12 protein-coding genes, 1 pseudogene and 1 other annotated feature are annotated in these 15,099 nt (G+C 58.7%); of the genes and pseudogenes, 3 read left to right on the plus strand and 10 right to left on the minus strand.

Features of this window, described 5'->3' with window-relative positions; genetic code table 11:
* The first annotated feature begins 134 nt into the window (after positions 1–134).
* A complete protein-coding gene (locus BN1189_RS14205) occupies positions 135–1,001 on the plus strand; it encodes an ATP-grasp domain-containing protein (RefSeq protein WP_040228966.1) in 867 nt (288 codons plus the stop codon).
* A complete protein-coding gene (locus BN1189_RS14210) occupies positions 998–1,789 on the plus strand; it encodes an ATP-grasp domain-containing protein (RefSeq protein ID WP_040228967.1) in 792 nt (263 codons plus the stop codon). The genes BN1189_RS14205 and BN1189_RS14210 overlap by 4 nt, the downstream gene beginning before the upstream one ends.
* Before the next feature lie 103 nt (positions 1,790–1,892).
* Here BN1189_RS14210 and BN1189_RS14215 read toward each other — a convergent pair whose 3' ends face one another.
* Both BN1189_RS14215 and BN1189_RS14220 read right to left on the minus strand, forming a co-directional pair.
* A complete protein-coding gene (locus tag BN1189_RS14215; protein WP_040228968.1) occupies positions 1,893–2,909 on the minus strand; it encodes a nuclease-related domain-containing protein in 1,017 nt (338 codons plus the stop codon).
* Positions 2,910–3,200: 291 nt separating this feature from the next.
* Entirely contained in the window at positions 3,201–5,852 is a 2,652-nt protein-coding gene (locus BN1189_RS14220) for a valine--tRNA ligase (RefSeq protein WP_040228969.1), read from the minus strand.
* 51 nt (positions 5,853–5,903) lie between these two features.
* Positions 5,904–6,126, minus strand: a binding site (T-box leader).
* Positions 6,127–6,189: 63 nt separating this feature from the next.
* Between BN1189_RS14220 and BN1189_RS14225 the strand changes: the two genes are divergently transcribed.
* Complete coding sequence (locus BN1189_RS14225) at positions 6,190–6,381, plus strand: hypothetical protein (protein WP_082194284.1); 192 nt, start codon at positions 6,190–6,192, stop codon at positions 6,379–6,381.
* Here the strand turns inward: BN1189_RS14225 and BN1189_RS14230 are convergent.
* The 8 genes and pseudogenes from BN1189_RS14230 to hemA all read right to left on the minus strand — a co-directional run bounded on the left by BN1189_RS14230 (position 6,340) and on the right by hemA (position 14,557).
* On the minus strand, positions 6,340–7,005 hold the full coding sequence (locus tag BN1189_RS14230; RefSeq protein WP_098049702.1) for a hypothetical protein: 666 nt from the start codon (positions 7,003–7,005) through the stop codon (positions 6,340–6,342). The two genes, BN1189_RS14225 and BN1189_RS14230, sit on opposite strands and share 42 nt — an antisense overlap.
* 176 nt (positions 7,006–7,181) lie before the next feature.
* Positions 7,182–7,589 (minus strand): annotated as a pseudogene (locus BN1189_RS14235) (aminotransferase class III-fold pyridoxal phosphate-dependent enzyme); the annotation flags it as partial.
* 573 nt (positions 7,590–8,162) lie between these two features.
* The gene (gene hemL, locus BN1189_RS14240) at positions 8,163–9,455 is read right to left on the minus strand and encodes a glutamate-1-semialdehyde 2,1-aminomutase (RefSeq protein WP_040228972.1); all 1,293 of its coding nucleotides are present in this window, start codon (positions 9,453–9,455) and stop codon (positions 8,163–8,165) included.
* A 1-nt stretch (position 9,456) separates the two neighbouring features.
* Complete coding sequence (hemB, locus tag BN1189_RS14245) at positions 9,457–10,437, minus strand: porphobilinogen synthase (protein WP_040228973.1); 981 nt, start codon at positions 10,435–10,437, stop codon at positions 9,457–9,459.
* Positions 10,434–11,198 (minus strand): uroporphyrinogen-III synthase, encoded by a 765-nt coding sequence (locus tag BN1189_RS14250; RefSeq protein WP_040228974.1) that lies wholly within the window; start codon positions 11,196–11,198, stop codon positions 10,434–10,436. The genes hemB and BN1189_RS14250 overlap by 4 nt, the downstream gene beginning before the upstream one ends.
* Positions 11,191–12,120, minus strand: coding sequence for a hydroxymethylbilane synthase (gene hemC, locus BN1189_RS14255; protein ID WP_040228975.1), 930 nt, complete (start codon positions 12,118–12,120; stop codon positions 11,191–11,193). The genes BN1189_RS14250 and hemC overlap by 8 nt, the downstream gene beginning before the upstream one ends.
* A gap of 23 nt (positions 12,121–12,143) precedes the next feature.
* The gene (locus BN1189_RS14260; RefSeq protein WP_040228976.1) at positions 12,144–12,974 is read right to left on the minus strand and encodes a cytochrome C assembly family protein; all 831 of its coding nucleotides are present in this window, start codon (positions 12,972–12,974) and stop codon (positions 12,144–12,146) included.
* A 221-nt stretch (positions 12,975–13,195) separates the two neighbouring features.
* Complete coding sequence (gene hemA, locus BN1189_RS14265) at positions 13,196–14,557, minus strand: glutamyl-tRNA reductase (protein WP_040228977.1); 1,362 nt, start codon at positions 14,555–14,557, stop codon at positions 13,196–13,198.
* Positions 14,558–15,099: the final 542 nt, after the last annotated feature.

The raw sequence follows: 15,099 nt of genomic DNA on the forward strand, positions 1-15,099 counted from the left end.
ATTTCATCCGCCGCCTGCAGGTTATGACGTTCTTTATAGAAATCCAATTTCGGAATCAATGCCGTCGCCTCCGGTGTGGTAAACTTGTCTTGAATTTATTTATTAGTATAGCATCACTAGGTGGAGGAAACGCCATGAACAGCTGTTGGATCATTTATAACGGAAGCCTCGTCTCCGACAAGTTTGCCGATCAGGCCCGCCTCGTCGCGGACGCTGCGGAGCGTGCAGGCATCCGGGCAGAGACGAAGAAAAATTACGAGGTCATGATGGATCTCCGGAAAGAGCCTGCCGGCCGTCCGGATTTTGTCGTGTTCCTCGACAAGGACATCCTTCTCGCCTCCTGGCTGAAGTCGTGCGGCGTGCCGGTGTTCAATGACCCGGACGTGATCGAGACTTGCGACAATAAAGCCAAGCAATACATCCGGCTCGCCGCGGCCGGACTGCCGATGCCCCGGACGGTGATCGCGCCGAAAGTGTATCAGTCGTTTTCGATTGCCGGCAGCGGCTACTTCGAGCGGGTGCTCGGCGACTTCGGCCTGCCGCTCATCATCAAGGAAGGCCACGGGTCGTTCGGCGCGAAGGTGTATTTGATTGAGACCGAGGAAGCGTTCTTCGAGAAAGTCGATTCGCTCCGCGGCGTGGATTTCGTGTTCCAGGAATTCATCGCCTCGAGCCGCGGACGGGACATCCGGGTGAACATCGTCGGCGGCGAGATCGTCGCCGCGATGCAGCGGCACTCGGAGACCGACTTCCGGGCGAACATCACGAACGGCGGGAAAGCGGAGCCGATCGAGTTGACCGAATCGCAGCGTGCGGTGGCGCTTGCTGCGGCGGAAGCGGTCGGCGCCGAGTTCGCGGGCGTGGACCTTCTGTTCGGACCGGACGGGGAGCCGCTCGTCTGCGAAGTGAATGCCACCGCGCACATCCGCAACATCTTGAACGTCACCGGCGTGAACGTCGCCGACTCGATGATCGCCTATATTTTGGAGAAGCTCGGATGAACGGCATCCTCTATTACCGGGCGGAAGAAGCGGAGCGGAACGCCGGGTTCATCCGCTTGATGCAGCAGGCGGCCGACCGGACAGGCACCGGGCTGCGGCTCGCCGTGAATGCGGAGGAGATTCCGGAGGATGCGGACTTTATCTTATTCCGCGACCGCGATCCGGAACTCGCACGCATGCTCGAGCGGGCCGGTCACCGGTTGTTCAACCGGGCGGAAGTGAACCGCATCGCCAACGACAAATACGCGACGTTCGAGCTAGGCGCGCTCCTCGGCCTCCCTGTCGTGCCGACACGCCGGGTTGCGCACCCGGATGAGATGAATGTGTTCCCCGCAGTCCTGAAGACCGTCGACGGCCACGGCGGGACGGAAGTGGTCCGCTGCCTCGACAAGATGGACGCCGGCTGGTTCTTCTCCAGGCATGCGGGACGGAAAATCATCGAACAGCCGTTCATCGAATCCGGCGCGGCCGATGTCCGGCTGTTCATGATCGGCGAAGAAGCGGCGGGTGCCGTCAAGCGCACCGGCAGCACCGGATTCAAATCCAATTACACCCTCGGCGGCCGCGCGGACCCGTATCTCCCGTCGGCCGGCATGACCGCCGCCGCCGCCAAAATTGCCCGCGCCCTGAAAAGCGACTATATCGGCGTCGACTTCCTCCTCCTCCCCGACGGCGGCTTCCTTTTGAATGAAATCGAAGACCCCGTCGGCTCCCGCTCCCTCTACGACACAAGCGGCATCAACATCGCCGAACTGATCATGGAGCGGATCCAGGAACAGATGAAGTGAGTGAAACGAAACCCTTCCACGGCATGCAGCCCGGGGAAGGGTTTTTGGGTGTGGTTCTATCTATTCGGGGCGGCTTTCTATCTATTCATGGAGTCCGAGGGTCTTAATTGGAATAGTCCTTCTCCCCCAGCAGCATTACACGAGTTCCTTCCCTCTGGAGAAGCCGTAAAAATTGCAGTTCATAATCCAGTTCATACTCGGTCTGTTTTCCGCTGCCTACTTTCTTGACGGCCAGCCGGTTAAGAATGTTCCGTGCATGCGTGGAGCTTTTTAATGACAGGAGCTCCATGCATTGCTTAACTGTGATCCTCCTGCTGACCAGCAGAAAATAGGCCAGAAGCGTTTCTTCATAAGGATCTTGAACCGTTAAGCCGCATGCAGGGCATTTCCACGCCCTTTCAGTCTGCTTGATCAGCTTACTCCAGCATTTGCACAAAGGACCGAGGTAAAAGTCATTTCGATTGAAGCCTTCCCGTTCACAGAACGGAAACGGAAAATAGCGGATTTGCTGACGTTGCAGGAACATCGCAACATCGTCAATGTCTTTTCCGGTCATACTTCGGGGCTCCATCAGCTTCGAGCGGATCAACCTGCGCAATTCTCTTGATTTGATCACCGGCAAGTTTGGGGGGATTTGCTCAATGATCGGGTGATTGGCAAATACAACTCTTCCGGTTATCGGTACCGGGAAGCCATGCTTGTAAAGCAACGCGGCCAGGTTCCCGATTTGGTCTTGCAATTGTGCCGCAGGGCATTCCATCGCGGTGGTCACCTGTCCATATTCGTCAAGCTTGTGCAAAGCTGCGGGTGATGTGCAAAACTTCAGCCTGCCGGCAATCTGCTTTGTCTCCAGAAGAATCACGCCGCTATGAAGGATTGCCAGTATGTCGACCTGGAATTGCTGACCTCCCGGCAATGGGAGATTGAGATCATGAAGAATCCGGCTTTCTTCCGGCAGTTCCACTGAGCGCAGTACATCAAGAACTTTTCGTTCCCCGGACATTCCGGCTTGGACATTGTCTAACTTCTTATGCAGCTCCTTGCGTTTGCTGTCGCTCTTCCAGTATCGATTGGCAGCCTCCTTTAAAGCCCATTCCATCGCAAACGAATTTAGTGTCATTTCCCCCCGAACACCCGCTTTCCTGTTTTATTAACCATAGCATAAAAGGAGTGGGAGGGGAGGTTTAGGCGGGGGAATATTCTGCTTTTTTAACGATTAGATGGAATCGCTCCATGAATAGATAGAAAGGGTGTGCGAATAGATAGCAAGCGACCTCGAATAGATAGCAAACGCCTCCGAATAGATAGAAAGCGCCCACGAGTAGATAGTACACCCTCAATTAGAAAGCACCCGCCCCCTCTCACATCGAAAAACCCCCGACACGCTTTACGCATGGCGGGGGCCAATCACTTAAAGTTCCTTCAGTTCCGCGATCCGCTTCTGGACCGCGTCGTATTTCTCTTGGTAGTCTTTTTGCTTGGTGCGTTCTTCTTCGACGACGCTCTCCGGTGCCTTCGAGACGAAGCGTTCGTTGGAGAGTTTGCCTTCGACGCGCTTGAGTTCTCCCTGCCATTTGCCGAGTTCTTTTTCGAGGCGGGCGAGTTCTTCGCCGATGTCGATGAGGCCTTCGAGCGGCATGAACAGTTCGGCGCCGGTGACGACGGCGGTCATGGATTTGCCCGGGGCTTCGAGGTCGCGGCTGATTTCGAGCTCTTCCGGGTTGCAGAAGCGTTCGAGGTAGTCGCGGTTGCCGTCGAGTGCCGCCTGGGTCGCTTCATCGTGCGTGCGGATGAGGAGCGCGACTTTCTTGCTGATCGGCGTGTTCACTTCGGCGCGGATGTTGCGGACGGCCTTGATGACGTCCATGAGGTGCTTCATGTCGCCGGAGCGCTGTTCATCCGAGAGCGACGGATCGGCGATCGGCCATTTCGCCGTGACGATCGATTCGCCTTCGTGCGGCAGGTTCTGCCAGATCTCCTCGGTGAGGAACGGCATGAACGGGTGGAGCAGCCGCATCGTGTTGTCGAGGACGTAGGCGAGGATCGAGCGGGTCGTTTTCTTCGCGGCTTCATCGTCGCCGTAGAGCGGCAGTTTCGACATCTCGATGTACCAGTCGCAGAAGTCGTCCCAGATGAAGTTATAGAGCGCGCGTCCGACTTCGCCGAATTCGTACTTGTCGGCGAGCTTCGTCACGGTGTCGATCGTTTCATTCAGCCGGGTCAGGATCCACGCGTCGGCCGCGGATTTCTTGCCGCCGAGGTCGATCTCATCAAAAGTCATGCCTTCCATGTTCATCAGGGCGAAACGGGACGCGTTCCAGATCTTGTTCGCGAAGTTCCAGACGGCCTCGACTTTCTCGTTCGAGAAGCGGAGGTCCTGTCCGGGCGATGAGCCGGTCGCGAGGAAGTAGCGCAGCGAGTCGGCGCCGTACTGGTCGATGACGTCCATCGGGTCGACGCCGTTGCCGAGCGACTTTGACATCTTGCGGCCGTCTTCCGCACGGACGAGCCCGTGGATGAGCACGTCTTCGAACGGGCGCTCGCCGGTGAATTCGAGCCCCTGGAAGATCATGCGGGACACCCAGAAGAAGATGATGTCATAGCCGGTGACGAGCACGTCGGTCGGATAGTAGCGCTTGAACATCTCGCTGTCTTCGTCCGGCCAGCCCATCGTCGAGAACGGCCACAGTGCGGACGAGAACCAGGTGTCGAGCACATCTTCGTCCTGATGCCAGTTTTCCGCGTCAGCCGGCGGTTCCATGCCGACGTACACTTCGCCGGTTTCATTGTGGTACCAGGCCGGGATCCGGTGGCCCCACCAGAGCTGGCGGGAGATGCACCAGTCGCGGATATTCTCCATCCAGTTCAGGTACGTCTTCTCGAACCGCTCCGGCACGAAGTTCACTTTCCCTTCGCCTTGCTGGAGGTCGATCGCCTCATCCGCGAGCGGCTGCATCTTGACGAACCACTGGGTCGACAGATACGGCTCGACGACCGCGCCGCTCCGCTCAGAGTGGCCGACCGAGTGCGGGTGCTCTTCGATTTCGAACAGGACGCCCATATCCTGGAGATCCTTGACGATCGCTTTGCGGCAATCAAACCGGTCCATGCCCTCGTATTTGCCGGCACGGCTGTTCATCGTGCCGTCCTCGTTCATGACGAGCACGCGCTCCAGGCCGTGGCGGTTGCCGACTTCAAAGTCGTTCGGGTCATGGGCAGGCGTGATCTTGACGGCGCCGCTTCCGAAGTCCATTTCGACGTAGTCATCCGCCACAATCGGGATTTCCCGTCCGACAATCGGAAGGATGACCGTCTTGCCGATCAGGTCCTTGTACCGCTCGTCATCCGGGTGGACGGCGACGGCCGTGTCCCCGAGCATCGTTTCCGGGCGGGTCGTCGCGATTTCGATATGGCCCGTGCCATCCGCAAGCGGGTACCGCATATGATAGAAGGCACCCTGCACGTCTTTGTAAATGACTTCAATGTCGGAAAGGGCCGTCTTCGTCTTCGGATCCCAGTTGATGATGTACTCGCCGCGGTAGATGAGCCCCTTTTCATAGAGCTTCACGAACACGGTGCGGACCGCATCCGACAGGCCTTCATCGAGCGTAAACCGCTCGCGGGAGTAGTCGAGCGCCAGGCCGAGCTTCGACCATTGTTCGCGGATGTGGCCGGCGTATTCCTCTTTCCATTTCCACGTTTCTTCAAGGAATTTTTCGCGGCCGAGGTCGTAGCGCGATTTTCCTTCCTCGCGGAGCTTGCCTTCGACTTTCGCCTGCGTCGCGATTCCGGCATGGTCCATCCCCGGGAGCCAGAGCGCATCATAGCCCTGCATCCGCTTCATCCGGATCAGGATGTCCTGGAGCGTCGTATCCCAGGCGTGGCCGAGGTGCAGCTTGCCCGTAACATTCGGCGGCGGGATGACGATCGTGTACGGCTCTTTCCCGCTTTCGGGATCCGCTTCGAAAAATTTGCCGTTCACCCACCATTCGTAGCGTCCCTGCTCGATCGACTGGGGATCGTACTTGGTCGGCATCGATGTCTGTCCGTTGTTCTGTTCCATTCAATTCTCCTCCTTCGGGTTCCCGGAAAACCAAAAAACCCCCCGTCCAAAATAAAGGACGAAGGGTTGATCTCGCGGTACCACCTTTAGTTCCGGCGCGCAAAAAAGCGGCCGGCGCTCAATACGATAACGGTCTGGGACCGGCACTCCGCTACTCGGTTTCGCGGAGGCTGCTCACGGGCGACATTCGGACGGCGCTGCCGGGGGCTTTTCACCGGGCGCCCCCTCTCTGAAGACAGCATCCGGGCCTACTCTTCCCGCTCGATGCATCATTATCCATTTCGTCCATTGTACAAAACGGCCGCCGGCAAGTCAACCGCCGAAAGGAGGAATTCCAGTGAGAAGAAAATACAATCCATACCTGCTGCCGACCTGTCTGAGGAAGGCCCGGTTCTACTGCAAGGCCGCCATCATCCCGGTGTGCTGCTTCCAGCTCATCCGCACGCTCATCGTACCGACGACCGGCGATTTCCTGCTCCTCGCCGTCCTAGTCGGAATCGCCGTAGCTTTTTACAAAGATCTTATATGAGGGATAAGAAAAGACCGTATACGTGTCTTCCAGGCCGGCGATGAACGCCCTGGCCTCGTCCGGTTCATCCGGCAGGGACACATCGTCCGACCGTGACGCCCCGCCCGCTGCCTCGGCGGGCGCCTCCTCTTCGGCCAGCGCCAGCCGCGGAGTCGAAGACGATTCCGGACGCCTCGCCTCGGATGTCCGTTCCGCCGGTTCTTCTGCCAACGGTTTCTCTTCGGCCGGGGAGTCGCTCCCGTACTCGCAGTCCACTTTCCAGGAAATGCAGAAAGCCCCGTCATCGGTAATATGAGCCCTCACGTCGTGGGCCTTGAGGGTGGCGGCCGCCGCCTTGTCCGCAGGAAGGTCGATATAGAGGGGCACCGCATACTCGAAATAGCCGGTCTCCCCGTCCATGTCGATTTCCTCGATCATCGTGGCTCCTGCAGGGGCAGGCGTCGCTTCCTCCCCGTTGAACACCGCCATGCAGGTCATATGGTAGATCCCCGTCAGCCGGTAGGAATTGTCCGTCCGTTCGTCCGAATACTGCGGCGTCACATTCACCGACTCCGCCCTCACCGGCTCCCCGCACCCTTCAGGGAACCGGAACAGCTGCTCCATCGACCAGGTCGACATGCCCATGTGCTTCTCCTCCTTCATGAACTTGCGCATACCGGAGTATATGCACGGACAGGCATGGATATGGCGGAATGGAATAAAAAAAGCAAGGACGGCCGGCCCGCGGAAAGCGACCAACGTCCTTGCTTTTTGCTTTTACTGATATGGAGCCGGTTTTTCGGACAGCCCCTCTTCTTTCCTCAGCGTTTCAGCTGGCGGAAGACTTTATGGAAGGCTTCGATCGTGCGGTCGATGTGTTCTTCGGTGTGGGCCATCGACAGGAACACGCCTTCGAACTGGGACGGCGGCAGGAAGATGCCTTCCTCCGCCATGAGTGCGTAGTATTTGCCGAACAGTTCCAGATCCGACGTCCGGGCACTGTCGAAGTCGGTGACGTCCTCGTTTGTGAGGAAATAGCCGATCATCGAACCGGCACGGTTGACCGTGTGCGGGATGTTGTTTTCTTCGGCCGCTTCGCGGAAGCCGGCCTCGATCCGGTCGCCGAGCTTCTTGAAGTGATCGTACGATTCCGGCGTCAGCTTCTTGAGCGTCGCGAGGCCTGCGCTCATGGCGAGCGGGTTGCCGGAAAGCGTGCCGGCCTGGTAGATCGNAGTCGCTCCCGTACTCGCAGTCCACTTTCCAGGAAATGCAGAAAGCCCCGTCATCGGTAATATGAGCCCTCACGTCGTGGGCCTTGAGGGTGGCGGCCGCCGCCTTGTCCGCAGGAAGGTCGATATAGAGGGGCACCGCATACTCGAAATAGCCGGTCTCCCCGTCCATGTCGATTTCCTCGATCATCGTGGCTCCTGCAGGGGCAGGCGTCGCTTCCTCCCCGTTGAACACCGCCATGCAGGTCATATGGTAGATCCCCGTCAGCCGGTAGGAATTGTCCGTCCGTTCGTCCGAATACTGCGGCGTCACATTCACCGACTCCGCCCTCACCGGCTCCCCGCACCCTTCAGGGAACCGGAACAGCTGCTCCATCGACCAGGTCGACATGCCCATGTGCTTCTCCTCCTTCATGAACTTGCGCATACCGGAGTATATGCACGGACAGGCATGGATATGGCGGAATGGAATAAAAAAAGCAAGGACGGCCGGCCCGCGGAAAGCGACCAACGTCCTTGCTTTTTGCTTTTACTGATATGGAGCCGGTTTTTCGGACAGCCCCTCTTCTTTCCTCAGCGTTTCAGCTGGCGGAAGACTTTATGGAAGGCTTCGATCGTGCGGTCGATGTGTTCTTCGGTGTGGGCCATCGACAGGAACACGCCTTCGAACTGGGACGGCGGCAGGAAGATGCCTTCCTCCGCCATGAGTGCGTAGTATTTGCCGAACAGTTCCAGATCCGACGTCCGGGCACTGTCGAAGTCGGTGACGTCCTCGTTTGTGAGGAAATAGCCGATCATCGAACCGGCACGGTTGACCGTGTGCGGGATGTTGTTTTCTTCGGCCGCTTCGCGGAAGCCGGCCTCGATCCGGTCGCCGAGCTTCTTGAAGTGATCGTACGATTCCGGCGTCAGCTTCTTGAGCGTCGCGAGGCCTGCGCTCATGGCGAGCGGGTTGCCGGAAAGCGTGCCGGCCTGGTAGATCGGACCGCTCGGGGCCACCTGTTCCATGATTTCGCGCTTGCCGCCGAATGCGCCGACCGGCAGCCCGCCCCCGATCACTTTCCCGAGGCAGGTCATGTCCGGCGTGACGCCGAAGTGCCCCTGGCCGGAGTTGTAGCCGACCCGGAAGCCGGTCATGACTTCGTCGAAGATCAGGATCGTGCCGTTCTGCTCGGTGAGTTCACGGAGACCTTCCAGGAAGCCCGGCTGCGGCGGGACGACGCCCATGTTGCCGGCGACCGGCTCCACGATGACGGCGGCGAGGTCTTCGCCGAACCGCTCGAACACTTCGCGGACCGCTTCAAGGTCATTATAGGCAACGGTGACCGTATTGCCGGCGACCGATTTCGGCACGCCCGGGCTGTCCGGCAGGCCGAGCGTGGCGACCCCGGAGCCCGCCTTGATGAGCAGGGAATCGCCGTGGCCGTGGTAGCAGCCTTCGAATTTCAGGATCTTGTCCCGGCCGGTGACGCCCCGAGCCACGCGCAGTGCGCTCATCGTCGCTTCCGTCCCGGACGATACCATGCGGAGCATCTCGATCGACGGAACACGTTCCTTCACGATCTCCGCAAGTTCGTTTTCCACGAGCGTCGGCGCGCCGAAGCTGGATCCCCGCGACGCCTGCTCCTGGATTGCCCGGACGACGTCATCGTCCGTGTGGCCGAGGATGAGCGGTCCCCATGAGAGGACGTAGTCGATGTATTCATTGCCGTCGATGTCCTTGATGATCGCGCCTTTTCCTTCTGACATGAAGATCGGATCCATGTCGACCGCCTTGAACGCGCGGACCGGCGAGTTGACGCCGCCCGGCATCAAATTCACCGCTTCGGCATAGGCCTTGCGGGATTTCTCATACGAACGTGCCATTTCAGTTCCCCTCCATGTAACGTACCGCATCTTTCGCGAAATACGTGATGATCATATCCGCACCCGCGCGTTTCATGCCGGTGAGTGTTTCCATGACGATCTTTTCTTCATCAACCCAGCCGTTCTGCGCGGCCGCCTTGATCATCGCGTACTCGCCGCTGACGTTGTAGGCGACGAGCGGCAGGCCGGAGAAGTCCTTCACTTCGCGCATGATGTCCATGTAGGCGAGCGACGGCTTGACGATGAGCATGTCTGCGCCTTCCTCGATATCGGACTGCGCTTCGCGGATCGCTTCGAGCCGGTTGGCGGGATCCATCTGGTACGTCTTCCGGTCGCCGAACTGCGGCGAGCTGCCCGCGGCTTCGCGGAACGGGCCGTAGTAGGCCGACGCATACTTGACGGCATACGACATGACCGGGATGTCTTCGAAGCCGGCTTCATCCAGTGCATGGCGGATGACCGTCACGAATCCGTCCATCATGTTGGACGGCGCGATGATGTCCGCTCCGGCTTCGGCCTGGCTGACCGCCGTCTTGGCGAGCAGGTCGAGCGACGGGTCGTTCAGGATCTTGCCACCTTCGATGACGCCGCAGTGTCCGTGGTCGGTATACTCGCAGAGGCAGGTGTCGGCGATGACAAGAAGTTCCGGATGGCGTTCTTTCGCAAGCCGCGTCGCTTCCTGGACGATTCCGTGATTGTGATAGGCGCCCGTGCCTTCCGCATCTTTCTCGGCAGGCACGCCGAACAGGATGATCGCCGGGATTCCGAGGGAGACGATGTCGTCGAGTTCCTCGCCGAGCAGATCAAGCGACAGGTTGAAGACACCCGGCATCGAGCTGACTTCCTGCCGGATGTTCTCGCCTTCAGCCACGAACAGCGGGTAGATCAGATCTTCTTTCTGAAGCTTCGTCTCCCGGACCATGGAACGCAGCGCCTCCGAGTTGCGGAGACGGCGGTGTCGGGTGAATTGAAGTGGGTTCATGAGATTCCTTCCTTTCGGTTCCGAAGTTCGCGGACAAGGTCGAGCAACGTATATTTCTCCGGCATCACATCCGCACGGACGCCGGCGTCAAGCAACGCTTTTTCTGTAATATGGCCGATCGCTCCGATCGTAAACCGGTCCCAGCCCGTCACGGGCGCCACCCGCTCCGCGAATATGCGTACCGCGGAAGGGCTCGCAAACAGGACGGAAATCCGTCCGTCCCGGCCGAGCTCCTCGGTGAGCGACCGGATGCCGTCTTCGTTCTGGACCGTTTCATACACGGTCCATTCATCGACTTCATTCGGGAGGCCTTCCTTGATCGTGTCGCCGGCGAGCGCCCCTTTGACGAACAGGCAGCGCTCTCCTTCCGACGAGACATCCGGGAATTCCTCGACGAAGAAGTCCGCACTGTACGTTTCCGGGATGAAGTCCGCCGTGAAGCCGATTTCCTCCAGCGCCCTGGCCGTCTCGCTCCCGACCGCGGCAATCTTCACGGGAATGTCGCCGGCGGTCATTCCTTCATTCTCCATCTTGTTGCCGAACACGCGGACCGCATTGGCGCTCGTGAAAATCAGCCACTCATAGGACGTGCAAGTCTGCATGCGGAGCGAATCCGTCGGAACGACGCGTTCGACCGTCTTGATCAGCGGCAGGATGAGCGGTCGTCCCCCGTAGAGCCGGACGGCCGCCACCGCCTCCTGTGCTTTTGGGGTGCCGGTGAAGATGACCGTTTCACCGGCGAGGGAATATTGGTCATTCATCGAGCTCCGCCTTCACTTTCCGGAGCACCTCGTCCGCCCCCTGCTCTTTCAGCATCCGGGCAACCTCCATTCCGGCCTTGACCGGATCCGCATCCACGACGGTCGCGCGGAACACATCCGATGCATCGGGACTCGCGATAAAGCCGGTGAACCGGACCTGGCCACCGTCCACGACGGCATGGCCGCCGATCGGAACCTGGCAGCTTCCGTCCATCGCGGAAAGGAACGTCCGCTCCGCGGAGACCGCTTCCTGCGTCGTCCTTTCCGTCAGCTTGGCCAGTTCGGCGAGGAGCTCCTCGTCGTCCGCACGGCATTCGATGCCGAGCGCCCCCTGGCCGACAGCCGGGATGCATTCTTCTTCATTCAGGTACTGGGTGACAATCTCCTCGTTCCAGCCCATCCGCTTGAGCCCGGCGGCTGCGAGGAGGATGGCGTCATATTCGCCGTCCTGCATCTTTTTCAGGCGGGTGTCGATATTGCCGCGGATCCACTTGATCTCGATGTCCGGCCGCATGAGCAGCAGCTGGGCGCTCCGGCGCAGGCTCGACGTCCCGACGACCGCGCCGGCCGGCAGGTCCTCAAAACGGACATTGCCGTTTGAAATGAATGCATCCCGCGCATCTTCCCGTTCCGGAATGCAGCCGACCGTGAGGCCTTCCTGGAGCTCGGCCGGCATGTCTTTCATGGAATGGACCGCAAAGTCGATTTCCTTGTTGAGGAGCGCCTGCTCGATCTCCTTGACGAAGAGGCCCTTGCCCCCGACTTTGGACAGCATGACATCGAGGATCTGATCCCCTTTCGTCACGATTTCCTTCACTTCGAACTCAAACGGCGCACCTGCCGCCTTCAGTTGATCGATGAACCAGTTTGTCTGTGTAAGTGCTAGCTTGGAACGTCTCGATCCTACGATGATTTTTCTCAAATTGACCCCGTCCTTTCAAAACTTCAGTACCAGAAATGGAAAATCGACAGCCGGCTGACGAGGAGGAAATTGACGATGAGCGCGAGAAACGCGAAGATATGCCCCCATGCCACGTCCGGCCCCTGCAGCCTGCCCCGCTTCTGCAAGAACAGAAGGATGCAATAAATCACGATCAGCAGAAACGATCCGATGATCTTCGGGTCCCAGACCGGGAACCCCTTCGCCGCGATGAACGCCCACTGCAGCCCGAGGATCAGGCTGACGAGCAGGATCGGGATGCCGACGATGGCAGAACCGGTCATCGCCCGTTTGGCCTGCTCCAGCGAAGGCAGCCTGCCCCACTGGCTGTTCCACTTTTTCTTCTTCAATGTTTTGTAAAGCCTCAAGTAGAGGATGGCAAAAACGAATGACAGCGAAAATGCGGCGTATGCAAGCATCGCCGATGTGATATGGATAAACAGCAATTCCGAAATGAGCGTGTCCCCGACTGCCGAGCCCCGTGTTCCGGCCGCTCCGAACGTGGCAATGACCACCGAAGCGAAACCGATGACATTCAGGAAGAAGACGGCAAAGTCCGCTTTCCTGAAGAAATGAATCACGAGCGACAAGCTGATCACGAGCCATGCGTAGAAGTTCACGCCCGCAAACAGGCTCAGGACCGGCAGGCGGCGCTCTTCCAGAAAGTCCATCCCGAGATAGATCGACTGGAGGACCCACACGAGGATCAGCGTCCATTCCGCAATCCTTCTGAGCCGGGCATTGCTGTTCAGAAAATCGATGAAATAAAAGACGAGGCTCACCGCATAGACGACGACCATCACCTCATGCAGCCTCATCGTCCCGATATCGGTCATAGAATTCCTCTGCTTTCATGGATCAAAAACGCTGGACTGCCATGGCATGCTTAGGGCAGAGCACAATGCGGGAAACCCGCCGTCATGCCTTGCCGCCCGGCAGATTGGGCCATGCGCCCGCAACCGGACGGGCCGTCCCTTGTTTGATGTTTTCCTCAATGAAAAAGGCGTTTCCGCGTCTATAGTGTATCACATAGATGCGGAAACGCCCCGGTAAAGACTCAATGTGCGGCAGACGGCTCAAGCGGTCCGGGAACTGCGCCGGCCCGGCGCTTTTCCCGTTCCCTCTCCGCGGCATTCGCCTTCTCGTCGGCGACCGCCTCTTCAATGCCGAAAATCTTCTGGAACAGTTCAAGCTCGCGTGCGGCATTCGGCGAACCGGCAATTTCCTTCGCCTGGAGGATCGGCTCTTTCAGCATCTGATTAATGATGGATTTCGTGTGCTTGCTGAGGACTTTCCTCTCCCGGTCATCAAGGTCGGGAATCTTGTTCAGAATGCTGTCCATCGTTTCCGCCTGGATGGCGAGCGCCTTTTTCCGGAGTGCGGAAATGACCGGCACCACGCCGAGCGTGGCCACCCAATCATTGAAGGCGTCCAGTTCCGAAGCGATCATGCCCATGATCTCATCCGCCGCGCGCCGGCGTTCGGCCAAGTTCGCTTCCACGATCCCCTGCAGGTCGTCGATGTCATAGAGGAAGACATTCGGCAGGTCGCCGATCCTCGGATCCAGATCGCGGGGAACCGCGATGTCCACCATGAACAACGGCTTCCCTTTCCGGAGCTTTTCGACAAACTGCATCAGTTCCAGGTCGATCACGTAGTCTTTCGCTCCCGTCGAACTGATGAGAATATCGGCCTCCAGCAGCGTGCACTGCAGTTCGTCCATCGGCTTCGCCGTCCCGTTGAACTCCTCTGCCATCGCCTGTGCCTTGCTGAACGTACGGTTTAAAACAGTCACCTTGCCTGCGCCGCTCCCGTGCAGGTTCTTGATGGCCAGTTCGCCCATCTTGCCCGCCCCGAGGATCACGACATGCTTTTTCTCGAGCGTTCCGAAGATCTTCTTGCCGAGCTCGACGGCCGCATAGGAAACCGAAACCGCGTTGCCGCCGATATCCGTATCGGCATGCGCCCGCTTCGCTGTGGTGATCGCCCTCTTGAAGAGCTCATTGAACACGGTGCCGCTCGTGCCGTTCTCCTGCGCCAGCAGGAAACTCGTCCTCACCTGGCCGAGGATCTGGGTTTCGCCGAGGACCATCGAATCGATGCCGGCCGCGACGCGGAACAGATGCTCCATAGCCTGGTCCTGCTCCTCGATGATGAGGTACGGCTCCAGTTCCTCAAGCGGGATTTTGAACCACCGGGCGAGGAACCGCTTCACATAATAGCGTGCCGTATGGAGCTGGTCACCGACGACGTACAGCTCGGTCCGGTTGCATGTGGACACGATGACGTTCTCGAGGATGCTCTTTTCTTGTTGGAGTGCCTGCATGGCGGAGGGCAGCTCGGATTCATGGAAGCTCAGCTTCTCCCTCAACTCAACAGGCGCCGTGCGGTAGTTCACTCCGACGACAATCGTATACATAAGGTTGTCACGCCTCTCACGTTCTGATTCACGGCTTCTATTATAACACGGTTGAGCCCGCGCCATTCCTGCCAATTGTGAACAGGCAATGAAACCAGGGCTCCGCCGGCCGCTTCTTCTTTATAATTATTCTAATTGAATATACCAAAGAACTTTCTTGAAATCAATGCAATTGCCCGTGCCTTCAGATTACCCTCGCGGACTGCCGGATAACCTGGGAGAAAAGGGTGATTCGCGGTGCGGGGAGCACAGGGGCGGTGGTGTTTTTTCGGCTGTTCGATCGATTTGTGATTGTGGGGGGGAGGTTTTTCCGGCTGCTTGCCCGCTGCCGGGGTTTCACGGCCGCGATAGGCGTTTTCGCGGCCGCATTGACCCTTTTCGCGGCCGCTTTTCCGAAGCGGGGATTTTCGCGGCCGCATTTGGGGGTTTCGCGGCCGCATTGATCCTTTTCGCGGCTGCTTTTCCGATGAGGGGGTTTTCGCGGCCACTAATCGCCATCCGAGAAAACCTCTCCCCATAAAAACAGGACAGGCTGCCGGGGC

This window comes from Bhargavaea cecembensis, from assembly GCF_000826125.2.
Lineage (GTDB): Bacteria > Bacillota > Bacilli > Bacillales_A > Planococcaceae > Bhargavaea > Bhargavaea cecembensis_B.

Coding starts and splice junctions, on each gene's coding strand:
- BN1189_RS14205 (WP_040228966.1), top strand. CDS start 135: ATGAACAGCTGTTGGATCATTTATAACGGAAGCCTCGTCTCCGACAAG.
- BN1189_RS14210 (WP_040228967.1), top strand. CDS start 998: ATGAACGGCATCCTCTATTACCGGGCGGAAGAAGCGGAGCGGAACGCC.
- BN1189_RS14215 (WP_040228968.1), bottom strand. CDS start 2,909: ATGACACTAAATTCGTTTGCGATGGAATGGGCTTTAAAGGAGGCTGCC.
- BN1189_RS14220 (WP_040228969.1), bottom strand. CDS start 5,852: ATGGAACAGAACAACGGACAGACATCGATGCCGACCAAGTACGATCCC.
- BN1189_RS14230 (WP_098049702.1), bottom strand. CDS start 7,005: ATGGGCATGTCGACCTGGTCGATGGAGCAGCTGTTCCGGTTCCCTGAA.
- hemL (WP_040228972.1), bottom strand. CDS start 9,455: ATGGCACGTTCGTATGAGAAATCCCGCAAGGCCTATGCCGAAGCGGTG.
- hemB (WP_040228973.1), bottom strand. CDS start 10,437: ATGAACCCACTTCAATTCACCCGACACCGCCGTCTCCGCAACTCGGAG.
- BN1189_RS14250 (WP_040228974.1), bottom strand. CDS start 11,198: ATGAATGACCAATATTCCCTCGCCGGTGAAACGGTCATCTTCACCGGC.
- BN1189_RS14260 (WP_040228976.1), bottom strand. CDS start 12,974: ATGACCGATATCGGGACGATGAGGCTGCATGAGGTGATGGTCGTCGTC.
- hemA (WP_040228977.1), bottom strand. CDS start 14,557: ATGTATACGATTGTCGTCGGAGTGAACTACCGCACGGCGCCTGTTGAG.